Origin of the sequence: Mesotoga sp. Brook.08.105.5.1 (assembly GCF_002752635.1) — a bacterium.
In the GTDB taxonomy this organism is placed as follows: Bacteria; Thermotogota; Thermotogae; order Petrotogales; family Kosmotogaceae; genus Mesotoga.
This window is the reverse complement of sequence record NZ_AYTW01000017.1, coordinates 21,907-34,139: the sequence shown is the minus strand read 5'-3', so window position 1 is coordinate 34,139 and position 12,233 is coordinate 21,907. Positions and strand designations below refer to the sequence as shown.

The window sequence follows — 12,233 nt, the reverse complement described above, 5'->3', positions numbered from 1 at the left end:
GAACGTCTATTCAGCTACTGATTTTTTTGAGAGACTTGGAGATCTTCTTGGGTTAATGAATCCCAGAAAAAAGATAAAAAGATAGCTCTTTCAGTTGCGTCAACTAGACACTCGAGATGTATCAGGTTTCATGATGGATCATTCCCTACAGAGGATTACGAAAAGAACGTTTGAGACAGGACTGGTCAACTCCCTCGCTGTTGAGGGATGGATATATTCACTCTAAGAAGATCTCGATTCCTTCATTGATAAGAGCGATGGCTACATGATAGTCAGGGTTGGTGTAATACTAAGCTGGTGCATAGGTGTTTACAGATCCGATGATAGAGTTGAAGTTGGTTTGGAGATGGTCGCAGAGTATAGGAAGAGGGGATTTGGTTTGGCCGTATCACGGGCATACACAAATGAATTCTTGTCCAGGGGGCTGATAATTGACTGGCACTGCAACTACGAAAACTTGCCATCAATTTCAATTGCTAAGGATCTAGATTCGAAGAAAAGGCAGAGTATTCAGTCTATGAAATAAGGCTCTGAAAGAGGCGATATGATGAAACATTCGACACTAATCTGCACTGCTTGCGGAAAAGAGTATTCTCAAGAATACTTCCGCTGCACGTGCGGAGAACCACTGGAAATCGTAATCGAAAACCAGAAGCTCATTAAGCTTCAATTCAGAAGATCAGAAATGTTGGAGAGCTTTTCTCATCTTTTACCAGAACTGAAGGATAACAACTTTCTTTCGATGGGAGAAGGATTGACTCCACTAACAAGACTGGAGAATACCACTCTTGATGGACTGGAACTGTTCGTTAAGAACGAGTCGATAAACCCCACCTGGTCATTTAAGGATCGGGGAAGCTATCTGGCAACGCTTGACGCTATAAATCAAGGATACAGACAAATCGGCACAGTCTCTACGGGCAACATGGGGGCTTCCGTCGCCGCCTATGGAAAGAGAGCAAATCTGAGAACAACGATCCTGATTTCAGATTCCATTCCAGAAGAGAAAATAGCTCCAATCGCAATATATGGACCAAGAGTCCTCAAGGTTACGGGAGACTACGGTGACCTGTACCACAAGTCTGTAGAAATTGGCGCGAAAGCCGGGATTTACATGGCAAATTCAGATGTTCCAATGAGGGTTGAAGGCTCGAAGACGATTGCGTTCGAGATATTTCTTCAGTTAGGTGAAAAGGTTCCTGACTTTGTTGTTGTTCCAACAAGTTCTGGAGGCAATTTGAGGGGCATCGAAAAAGGCTTTCGCGAACTAAAGAAATTTGGATTCTCGAATACCCTCCCGAGAATTGTTGTAGCGCAGGCGATGGGATGCTGCCCCATACATCTGGCCTTTTCACAAGGGGCTGAAACCGTCTCGCGATTTATCGATCCTTGTACTGTCGCTCATGCTATCGAAAATCCTTTCCCTCCAAGCGGGAACGCAGTACTGAAGATTTTGAGAGAAACTGATGGAATAACTGTCGCAGTAGATGAAGCGAGTATCCTTAAAGCTCAAAGAGATCTGGCTGAAAAGGGGCTCTTCGCCCAACCAGCCAGTGCTGTGCCTTTCGCAGCTTTGAACAAACTGCAAAAAGAAGTGAATATGAAGAGAGCTGTTGTTGTTGCAGTTCTCACAGGGTCAGGGCTGAAGTACCCCACAATTCTTGAGAAGCATCCTTCGAAGATAGAAATAACTGATCTTATCTCTCTTGGAGAAACCCTAGAACGGAATCCTAACTGTATCCAGTAAGGAGATCGGCTAGCAACCGGCTTTGTCCCGGACAGAGTTCAACCAAAAAACCAGTGATTATTGTCAGTCTTATACTAAGAACGCTATACGATTTAATTATGTAATTATTTAGATCTAAACTATCCTCTCTAGCAAAGACTTATATTATGTCTTAATTATGATTATCTCTTCTTGACAGGTGCACTCCACTTACCTATAATAGATTTGTAGATGTTGAGTTGGTGGCAAGGAGGGAAATCAGATGGCAAATAAGGAATACACAGTTGGTATTGACCTTGGAACTACAAATTCAGTTATTTCGTGGGTGAAGCCGGACGGTAACGTTGAGGTCATTCCCAATGCTGAGGGGAATCGAACCACCCCATCGATAGTTTCTTTCAGCAAAACGGGAGAGATCATTGTCGGCGAACCCGCCAAGAGACAAACGATACTAAATGCAGACAGAACAGTAAGATCTGTGAAGCGAAAAATGGGTTCCGACTACAAGGTGAAGATTGATGATAAGGAATACACGCCTCAGGAGATAAGCGCTTACATTCTGAAGAAGATGAAGGCCGACGCCGAGGCTTACCTCGGAGGAAAGATAACACAGGCGGTAATTACTTGTCCCGCATACTTCAACGATGCTCAGAGGCAGGCCACAAAAGAGGCTGGTATTATTGCTGGACTGGAAGTCCAGAGGATCATTAACGAACCAACAGCAGCTGCCGTAGCTTACGGAATCGACAAGAAACGCGGGGATAAGAAGATCATAGTATATGATTTGGGTGGAGGAACCTTCGACGTCTCCGTATTGGATATAGGTGACGGTGTAGTCGAAGTCTTGTCAACGTCGGGCAACAACCACCTCGGTGGAGATGACTTCGACCAGAGGTTGATTGACCATATAGCGGAAGACTTCAGAAAGAAGAACAACGTTGATCTTCGAAAAGACAAACAGGCGTTCCAGAGGCTTAAGGATGCCGCAGAAAGAGCAAAGATAGAGCTTTCTTCAAAGTTTGAAACGGAGATTTCCTTGCCTTTCATAACTGCAACTGCCGATGGACCATTGCATCTTGAAATGAAGATAACTAGATCTACACTAGAGTCTCTGATAAAGGATCTTGTGGAAGGCACCAGAGAGCAGATAGAGAGAGCAATGAGCGATGCAAAACTCTCTCCGAAAGAGATAGATGAAGTGCTTCTTGTAGGAGGTTCAACAAGGATTCCAATGGTTCAAAGTTTCATCAAATCGATCTTCGGCAAAGACCCGAACAAGAACATAAATCCAGATGAGGCCGTTGCTATCGGAGCAGCTCTGCAAAGCGGAATACTGTCCGGCAGTGTAGAAAGTGATCTTGTGCTCGTAGATGTCACTCCTTTGACTTTAGGAGTAGAAGTAATGGGCGGTTTGATGGAACCGATCATCGAGAGAAACTCTACCGTTCCAGTCAAGAGATCGAAAGTTTTCACTACAGCGGCCGACGGGCAGACGGAAGTGGAGGTAGCGGTCTACCAGGGAGAAAGAACTATGGCAAGAGACAACATGTCTCTTGGAAGCTTCAAGCTTACCGGAATCGCTCCCGCTCCTAGAGGAGTTCCTCAGATTGAAGTGACTTTCGATATTGACAGCGATGGAATAGTTCACGTCTCCGCAAAAGACCTGGGAACCAATAGAGAACAATCCATGGTGGTAAGTGGAAGACAGAAGATGTCAGAAGAAGAAATAAAGAGAGTGGTAGAGGAAGCAAAGAAATACGAAGAACAGGACAAACAAAAGAAACAGGAAATTGAGTTGAAGAATCAAGCCGATCAGCTTGCATATAGTATAGACAAACTCCTTAGTGAGAGCGGCGACAAGATATCCTCTGAGGATCGTGGCAAGCTCGAAGGTCTCGTGAAGGACCTGAGGGACGCGATCAACGAAGACAACATTCAGAGAATAAAGCTGCTATTTGACCAGCTTCAGAAGGAAAGTATGAGAGTTGGACAGAGTGTTTACCAGAAAGCCCAGGCTCAAACTCCTGCAGACGGAGTCCCACAAGAAGGTGATAATAATGATAGTGACAGTGGTACCGAGTATATACCGCCGGAAGACAGTAAATAGCAGAAATCATAGAGATCCTAAGAATGGAGGTGTTAATATGTTGGCTATCAGAAGAGGAAGTGATGTTTTCAGACCTTTCGAGGAGATTCAAAGAGAGATGGACAGACTCTTTAATGAAGCCTTCAGAGGTCTGAATGATCAGTCGAAAGAAGCTGGGATGTTCAGTCCGGAAGTTGACATCTACGAAAAGGATAACTCAGTTTTTATCGAAATGGACATCCCTGGAATCAAGAAGGATGAACTCGAAATCAAGGTAGAAGATGATGTTCTCTCAATCAAAGGCGAGAAGAAGCTTGAAAGAGAGGAAAAAGAAAGAGACTACCACCGCTACGAGAGATATAGCGGAGCATTCCAGAGAATATTCAGGCTTCCTGAGTACGTTAAGAGTGATGATGTCAAGGCGAAATACGAAGACGGTGTCCTAAAACTCGAGCTTCCCAAAAAAGAAGAAGTCAAGAAAGAAGCTATCCAAGTAAAGATCGATTAACGTTAGAGAAAAACTAAGAGGGCGCTTTCGGGCGCCCTTTTTTTGGAGGTGCAGTGATGATCAACTATGAAGAGTACACCGAGAAGGCAAAAAAAATCCTCATGGATGTTCAAGACATCCTGATGAGATACAGGCAGAATCAGCTCGCATCGGAACATATACTTCTTTCCATGCTCGAAGACGGGGATAATATCGCCATCGAGATACTGAACGGGAAGAACATCAGCATAGATTCTCTGAAGAAAGATGTTGAAGAAGTCATCGGCCGTTATGGAAGTAGCCGAGAGTCAACAAACCAGATATATATCACTCCGGAGGCCAGGCACATCCTCGAGAATGCCCGAAGTGAAGCGAGAAGAATGCATGATTCGAAAACTGGAACCGAACATATACTTCTGGCGATGGTGCGGGAGACCTCTGCTGTTGCAAGCAGACTCCTGTCAAAATACGGGATCAATCTCGATAATATATACACATTGATTCTCAAGGGCCGAACAAAAAGCGGCGCAGAAGAGGATGAGAATCTTTCTTCCTTGAAGAAGTTCACAATCGATCTTACTCAGCTTGCAAAGGAAGGCAAGCTTATGCCAGTTATTGGTAGAGAAGATGAAGTCAGAAGGGTAATACAGATTGTTGGAAGGAAAACCAAGAACAATCCCGCGCTCGTCGGAGAACCGGGAGTTGGAAAAACCGCAATTGTAGAAGGTTTGGCTCAACGTATTGTGAGTGGCGATGTCCCCGAATACTTGAATAACAAGAGCGTCTTGGCTCTGGATATGGGTAGATTGGTCGCCGGAACGAAATTCAGAGGAGAATTCGAAGAGAGAATGAAGGACATCATCGATTCAGTGAGAAAACTCTCTGGTGAAGTAATCCTGTTCATAGATGAGATACATAGCGTTGTAGGAGCTGGCTCAGCCGAGGGATCTATGGATGCTGCAAATCTCTTGAAGCCAGCTCTTGCCAGAGGCGAACTACAATGCATCGGTGCAACAACTCTTGATGAATACAGAAAGTACATTGAAAAAGACAGAGCCCTCGAAAGACGTTTTCAGCCTGTTATGGTCGATCAGCCGACCCCTGAGGAAACCTATAGAATTCTTGAAGGACTGAAATCTACTTACGAGAAGCACCACGAGATAAAAATCGAAGATGATGCTTTAAAAACAGCCGTCGACCTTAGCGTGAAGTACATAACTGACCGTTATCTTCCAGACAAAGCAATAGATCTTGTTGACGAAGCGGCTTCATTTGTGAGACTTCAAACGGGTTACATGCCGGAAAGACTAAGACTTCTTGACCGTCAGCTCAAGGACCTCGACTCTCAGATAACCTCACTTGCAGAAAAGGGAGAGTATCAGGCTGCTGCAGAGTTGAAAACGGAGGCCGAGAGAAAAAGCAGAGAATTTCGCGAAGAGAAAAAGAAATGGGAGTCAGATGAGTCATTTGGAAAGGCCGTAACACCAACTGTGGTAGCTTCTGTAGTTGAACAGTGGACGGGAATTCCGGCTGGAAAGATGCTTCAGTCCGAGCGCGAAAAGCTTCGCGACCTAGAGTCAATAATCCATGAAAGGTTCATGGATCAGGAAGAAGCAGTGAACGTCGTCTCTCAAACAATCAGACGAGCCAGAGCAGGCCTCAATGCTCCTCATAGGCCATGGGGTTCTTTCATGTTCCTGGGTCCAACCGGAGTAGGAAAGACGGAACTTGCAAAGGCACTTGCCTTCATCCTATTCGGTAGCGAAGATGCAATCGTCAGGATTGACATGTCCGAATACATGGAAAAGCACACTGTTTCCAGACTTATAGGCGCTCCTCCCGGCTATGTAGGCTACGAAGAAGGTGGTCAACTAACTGAAGCGGTAAGAAGGAGACCTTATTCTGTTGTGCTTCTTGATGAGGTTGAGAAGGCTCACAAGGAAGTTCACAACGTGCTGCTACAGATAATGGATGACGGTCGGCTAACAGACGGAAAGGGAAAGACCGTCTCATTCTCGAATACGATCTTAATCATGACAAGTAACTTGGCCTCTAAGGAACTAACTGAAATGAGTGATGAGAACCAAATGAAATCAGTTGTGGGGGAGATCTTACGAAGAGCTTTCAGACCCGAATTCATTAACAGATTGGACTCAATAGTGCTATTCAGACCCCTAGACGAAAAAGCAATGGAAGGCATAGTCAAGATGAGGATAGCAGAAATGGAGAAAAGACTCGCTGAACAGAAGATTTCTGTTGAGATCAGCAAGGAAGCACTTGGGTATCTAGCAAAAGAAGGTTATGACAGAGAATACGGTGCTAGGCCAGTTCGAAGGTTGATTGAGAAATCTGTGGAGGGGCCGATTGCCGATATGATAATCGATGGATCTCTGGTTGAAGGAATGAAAGTGATAATTGATTTGAGAGCCTCTGAAGTTGTCATAAGACCGGAAAAAGCATTGTAAGTGAACTTATCGGGTTTTGAGAATAACTAATAATGATATCATCTTCTTAGGAGGTGCTCAATGGACAAAGTCTTCTTCACTTACAAGATCCCCGATGAAGGTATGCTTCTTCTGAAGGGCTATGATATCTATGGAAACACTGAAGACAGATTTCTTAAGAAAGAAGAGATAATTCGTGAAGGCAAAGACGCGTCAGCACTGATAACTCTTCTCTCGGACAAGATTGATTCAGAAGTCATATCTTCACTGCCAAAGTTAAAGGTTATCGCAAACTACGCAGTCGGGTACAACAACATAGATATTGAGGAGGCAAGAAAGAGAGGAGTACGAGTCACCAATACGCCGGAAGTTCTTACCGATGCCACTGCAGATTTGACAATGGCACTCATTCTGGCAACCAGCAGAAGAATCGTAGAGGGAGACAGTTTCATTAGAGAGCGCAAATTCGTTGGATGGAAGCCAGATTTGCTAACCGGCCCTTCTCTCTCCGGGAAGAATCTGGGCATAATCGGACTTGGCAGAATTGGAAAAGCTGTAGCGAAAAGGGCTAGAGTGTTCGGAATGAACGTCTTTTATTTCAACAGAAAACCACTTCTTTCTCAAGAAGAAGAGAGATTGAATGTAAGGCATATGAGTCTTGAAGAGTTACTGAAGAGTTCTGATTTTCTGTCGCTTCATGCTCCTCTAACTAAGGAAACCTATCACTTGCTGAACGAGAAGAGGCTCTCATTGATGAAACCAGGAGCCATTCTAGTTAATACTGCCAGAGGTGAGATCATCGATGAAAGCGCACTGATAAAGGCGCTTAAGACCGGAAGACTAGCCGCAGCTGGCCTAGATGTATATGAAGAAGAACCTTATGTGCCTCAAGAGTTGATAGAACTGAACAACGTGGTTCTTCTTCCCCATATTGGATCTGCCACCAGTGAAGCAAGAAAAGAGATGGCAATTATTGTAGGACGCAACGTTGCAGCCGTTCTTGAAGGAAAGGAGCCACCTAACCCTGTGGTTTGATCACTTGGTCAAGAAGTACCATATCGGACCATGATATCTGTTGCCAGCTGCATCGACTGCTACTATTTGCCAGTAATATATAGTGTTTGGAGATAGTCTGTCTACGAAGTAAGTACTTGAGTTCGTTGTCGCATAAAGCTGCGGAGTCGGAGATGTTCCAAGGTAAAGATTGTAACTGACGACATCGATAAACGGTGATGACTTAAGACTAACTCTTGCTCCGGAATCCCTGTTTGATATCCAGAGATCTAGATTGCTCAACACAACGGAGCTGTTCCTGACAACAACGTCCCAGCTCAACACCACACTACCGCCATAGACAAAGGTTCCGTCTTGCAAATAAGTGTTAAAAACAGTTTGCGGTTCCTGATACGTAGCACTTGCAGCAGCGATGATAAATATCGTCATTAGAACAGCAAAGAAGACTCTTTCCATAGTCCGCACCTCCAATTCATCAGACTGTGGATCGGTCTGCAAAGTTTATTAATCAGAAGGGAGAGTGAGATCATGAAAGTAAAAAACGTTGGAGAAGTTTACAGATGCGAGATATGCGGAAACGTGGTTGAAGTGAAAGAAGCCGGCGGAGGAGAACTCGTCTGTTGCGGAGAACCGATGAAGCTTGTTCAGAAATAAGAAGAGCCCCATAAGGGGCTCTTCTCCTAAAAATACATGTCGAATCCCAAGAGGACGGGAAGAGGCCAGAGGAAAAGTGAGAACTTGAACCTATCTGTCATCTTGGTCACATCAACAAAACCTGTTTCTGGAGAGAGTCTTGTTTTGAATCTATCTGTCGACTCATAGAAAGAGAACATAAACTGTCCTCTAAGGCCCATGGAAACCATGTACCTTCTGCCAAACAAGTTGAAAGAAAGGCTTTCAATCCCAGTTACTAAACGACCATCAATACCCGCTTCGAGACCTGAGATTTTCCCGAGCGCACCCGAATATGACAAGGCAGGTCCTGCGTAAAGCATTGTTGGAGTAAATCGAAGACTGCCGGTTTGAGAACCGCCGAAGACTTCAAGACCCAACCTGTAGTAGCCATTTACAGAGAAAATCCCTAGAAGCAATGGAAAATAGACAACTGAACCTCCAATATTGTTCGCGTTGAAATAGCTCCCAAATGAAACTGACGCAACAATCATCACGATTATGAAAAGTACGGTTATTCTCAGCTTCACTACACCACCTCCATAAAAGTTTTGCACTATTAATCATACATTGCGTCCACTCTTGGAAGAAATGACTTAAGCAAAATTGAAGTGATCTTTGTCTCCCCAATTCTCATAGAAGACACTCTGAACACATAGGTTTCTTTGACCTCCTTGAGGACTCTCCTTCGATTTCTTTCCGGCAAAGGTTCCATGCCAAACATACCTTACACAAAAGGAATTTCTCCTTCAAGAAACAGATACAGAAATAGTTGATTATAGTACCATAAACTTGCTGGAGGTTGATCGATGAACAAATCCAATCTTTCCAGAAAAGAGATAGTCTCCTCCCTAGAAGAAGCAGTAAGAAGTAGAGGATCTGTTATGGGAAACGGTATACTGAGAGTGGACTCCTTTCTGAACCATCAGATTGACCCTTTACTTATGAAAAGTGCTGGAGAACTGATAGCTGACTTTTTCAGAGATTACGAAGTCACAAAAGTATTGACTGCCGAGAGTTCCGGAATAGCTCCCTCTCTAATGGCTGCTTGTGATTTGGGAGCTCAGCTTGTTTTCGCACGGAAGAGGAGGCCCATTACTATGCAACATTATCTTAGCGAATCGGCTCCTTCTCATACAAAAGGGGGAGTAGTGGAACTAAATGTTTCCCTTGATTATCTTGGCAAAGAAGACAGAGTAATAATCGTTGACGACTTCTTGGCAAGCGGCAAGACTATTGAGGCTCTTGCAACGCTTACTCTAAGAACTGGTGCATCCTTAGTAGGCTTCGCGGCAGTAATAGAGAAAACTTTTGAAGAGGGGCGCTCTCTACTCGAGAAATTCAGCGTTCCTGTACTTGGAATTGTGAGAATTTCCTCTCTCAATCCACTTTCTTTTGCTGTGAATCAACCCTAGAAATATGCGCAAAACTGAGCGCCAAGACTTACAAACGAAAGGAACAACCTGTCTCCATCGAAAGAATTGGTCAAAGACCAGTATCTTGAACCGGCTCTCACGTAATAAAACGGGCCTTCAAAGTGGAGTCCTGTATAAAAATCGATAAAGCCGTTCCCTTTGCCGAGCCCTGTTGCTACCTCTAAGGCAACGAAAACCTGATCATTCATCTTTAACTTTATATCTGCTGCCGGGCCAAAACCAAAATCAGTCATTTTGCGGCTGTATTGCTCTGAACCCGTAAGATCAATCTGCTTGAATAACAGACGTCCTTGAACTCCAAGTTGAAGAGAAAAACGATCCAGAACGGGGAGAGCATATCCGTAAGTTACTGAGAGCACATCTTGCCTAAACATTGATTCGTAAGTAATTAGTGATTCTGTTCCTGTTGCTTCGAGTGAGCTGTTCACGGAGAAGTGCACAATACTCACTTCGATCAGGTGATCCTGGAAAAACTCATATCCTGCAGTCGGAATGAAATACGCGCGAAAGTTGCTTCTGTCGAGAAGATCCGTTTTCCCCGAACCAGCTTGTTCAAGAAATCCATTCCAAGGCATCGCAAAACCACTTTCTGCCTTCAGTTCAAATTTCGCACAACCGAGAACTGCAATAAGCCCCATGAAGGCGAAAAGACAGAGTCTTCTTGATATCATGATCTAAGCAACCCCTTATCTATCATCCAGCCGGTAATTACTCTGACTTTTTCAATTTCCACATCATAGTGAATGCTGGCAAGAAGCTCTACGGATTCCCTACCTCCGATCAAGGCAGCTCCCCCTACCACAAAATCCGCGATGCTGGCGAAATCTATAGCCAGCTCCTCCTTTAGCTCTTGAGGAAATGTCTTAATCCATTCTAGGCCCAGAGAACTCTCAAATGTTGGTTCTAGAGGGCTTAACGAGGGGAGATTGCCTGAATTGCTGAAGATCTTTCTGAGTAAATCTCCCTCGAAATTAGAGATGAGAAGATCATAGATATCGTCACTTCCCTCCCTTCCAGCTATTCTGTTTAGAATCTGATATAGCTCGCCAATCATTCTGCCCCTAACACTTAGAAGCACATTAGGATCAGGCTGGACAAGCTGATCGAGAGTTTCTAAAGCTGATAACCCCACCCATTCCAGCTCCATTTCGTCCATCATGCGAGGTGTGTCGAAATCAGAGTGGTAGTATCTATCTGGCAGATGGCCCATAAACGGAGAAGGAATTCCTAGAGTCGTGAATACGCAGTGATCAGATCCGGCCATAAATGGGATTTCGCCAAATCTCTTCAATGGATAACCGGAACTAGACGGCATATTCCTTTCTATGTTGTAAGCAAGAGTCCTTCCCCATCTCTGAGGAAGATATGGTGGCACTTTCGAAAGAATGAAGGTTGAACCTGTCTTATCCTGATCGGCACCAACCATATCGAAGTTTATAGTGCAAACAGGGAGACGGCTCTCATTCTTGAGTTGAAGAGCATACGGAACACTACCTAGATACTCGGGAACCAGAGCAACCTTTACGGAATACGGGAATCCGCTGTCATTAAGAACCTTTGCAATCTCTGCAGCGAGAGCCGCACCGCTCGCATTGTCATCGGCCCCAGGAGAGGGGTGACATAGATGAGCAGTCAGAAGAACCTCAGGACCTTCGTTAAAGCCTGTAGCGTCTATCTGCAGAATCTCTAATTCGCCCTCTGTAAGTCTCGTTTCGGCCCTGAATCTTACAAGTGAAGAGCTCCTTTTTACGCGTTCAGACAGAAGATCGAATTTCTCCTTCGACACAGAAAACGCAACTGTATTCCTGTTTGCGGATTCTCTATCGTGTGGAATAGTCAGAAAGTTGGTCATTTCAGGTAAACTATCCAGGCTACGGCCTATTTCCTCAAAAGCCTTCCTCATGTGGCATAAGATAAGACACCTCGCTCCACCCTCAACTACTGCGTTTTGAAAGACCTTTGCCGGATCATCATTTGCCAAAACCGCCTTTTTCGAATAGTCTCCTTTACCATCATAGATAACCAGAGGAAGTGTTTCCCAGCCTTCTGTGCTCCCACTCCCCGAGACAAGGGAAACCTTCGTGACTGCTGTCGAAGTTATGAAAACCCTTTCGGGATCTTCCAGCCACAGTTCTCCATATATCGGTTCCCATGCAAGAGTAGACAGAGTATTTCCCGTTCTCGTAACTCCGTCTGCCGGGTAACTGAATATCTTGAATCTTTCCTCCGGAAGTCCCCCACGAAGAAGGTAATCAATAACGGCATGCATTGATTTGGTGTAATCCCTGCTTCCTCTTACTCTATGATATCCAGAAAGCATCTCAATAAGTGACTTAACTCTAGCTCCTTCGAGTCTTCGGTTCAACTT

The 12,233-nt window shown here is 44.6% G+C and carries 11 protein-coding genes and 1 pseudogene; 8 read left to right on the top strand and 4 right to left on the bottom strand.

The window, feature by feature from the left end; translation table 11 throughout:
- Positions 1-241: 241 nt before the first annotated feature.
- From V512_RS07715 to V512_RS07690, 6 genes and pseudogenes are all read left to right on the top strand, one after another.
- Positions 242-526, top strand: a pseudogene (locus V512_RS07715) (GNAT family N-acetyltransferase); the annotation flags it as partial.
- 21 nt (positions 527-547) lie between these two features.
- A complete protein-coding gene (locus V512_RS07710) occupies positions 548-1,747 on the top strand; it encodes a threonine synthase (protein ID WP_099829879.1) in 1,200 nt (399 codons plus the stop codon).
- Positions 1,748-1,988: 241 nt separating this feature from the next.
- Entirely contained in the window at positions 1,989-3,833 is a 1,845-nt protein-coding gene (gene dnaK / locus V512_RS07705) for a molecular chaperone DnaK (protein WP_099829877.1), read from the top strand.
- Between the two features lie 37 nt (positions 3,834-3,870).
- Positions 3,871-4,320 (top strand): Hsp20/alpha crystallin family protein, encoded by a 450-nt coding sequence (locus V512_RS07700; RefSeq protein ID WP_099829875.1) that lies wholly within the window; start codon positions 3,871-3,873, stop codon positions 4,318-4,320.
- A gap of 56 nt (positions 4,321-4,376) precedes the next feature.
- The gene (locus tag V512_RS07695) at positions 4,377-6,764 is read left to right on the top strand and encodes an ATP-dependent Clp protease ATP-binding subunit (protein WP_099829873.1); all 2,388 of its coding nucleotides are present in this window, start codon (positions 4,377-4,379) and stop codon (positions 6,762-6,764) included.
- Between the two features lie 60 nt (positions 6,765-6,824).
- The gene (locus tag V512_RS07690; RefSeq protein ID WP_099829872.1) at positions 6,825-7,778 is read left to right on the top strand and encodes a D-glycerate dehydrogenase; all 954 of its coding nucleotides are present in this window, start codon (positions 6,825-6,827) and stop codon (positions 7,776-7,778) included.
- Here the strand turns inward: V512_RS07690 and V512_RS07685 are convergent, their stop codons facing one another.
- A complete protein-coding gene (locus V512_RS07685; RefSeq protein ID WP_099829870.1) occupies positions 7,779-8,213 on the bottom strand; it encodes a hypothetical protein in 435 nt (144 codons plus the stop codon).
- 72 nt (positions 8,214-8,285) lie between these two features.
- On the opposite strand from V512_RS07685, the gene V512_RS07680 reads away from it, so the two are divergent.
- Positions 8,286-8,411, top strand: a complete 126-nt coding sequence (locus tag V512_RS07680; protein WP_099829869.1) for a desulfoferrodoxin FeS4 iron-binding domain-containing protein — start codon at positions 8,286-8,288, stop codon at positions 8,409-8,411.
- A gap of 26 nt (positions 8,412-8,437) precedes the next feature.
- Here the strand turns inward: V512_RS07680 and V512_RS07675 are convergent, their stop codons facing one another.
- A complete protein-coding gene (locus tag V512_RS07675) occupies positions 8,438-8,959 on the bottom strand; it encodes a hypothetical protein (RefSeq protein ID WP_099829867.1) in 522 nt (173 codons plus the stop codon).
- Between the two features lie 279 nt (positions 8,960-9,238).
- Here V512_RS07675 and xpt point away from each other — a divergent pair, with 279 nt between their 5' ends.
- Positions 9,239-9,844: a xanthine phosphoribosyltransferase gene (gene xpt / locus V512_RS07670; RefSeq protein WP_099829866.1), complete on the top strand. Its 606-nt coding sequence runs from the start codon at positions 9,239-9,241 to the stop codon at positions 9,842-9,844.
- Here the strand turns inward: xpt and V512_RS07665 are convergent.
- Together V512_RS07665 and V512_RS07660 are read right to left on the bottom strand one after the other, a co-directional pair.
- Positions 9,841-10,536, bottom strand: a complete 696-nt coding sequence (locus tag V512_RS07665; RefSeq protein WP_099829864.1) for a hypothetical protein — start codon at positions 10,534-10,536, stop codon at positions 9,841-9,843. The genes xpt and V512_RS07665 overlap by 4 nt on opposite strands.
- Entirely contained in the window at positions 10,533-12,230 is a 1,698-nt protein-coding gene (locus tag V512_RS07660) for a DUF4910 domain-containing protein (RefSeq protein ID WP_099829863.1), read from the bottom strand. The genes V512_RS07665 and V512_RS07660 overlap by 4 nt, the downstream gene beginning before the upstream one ends.
- Between the last annotated feature and the right edge of the window lie 3 nt (positions 12,231-12,233).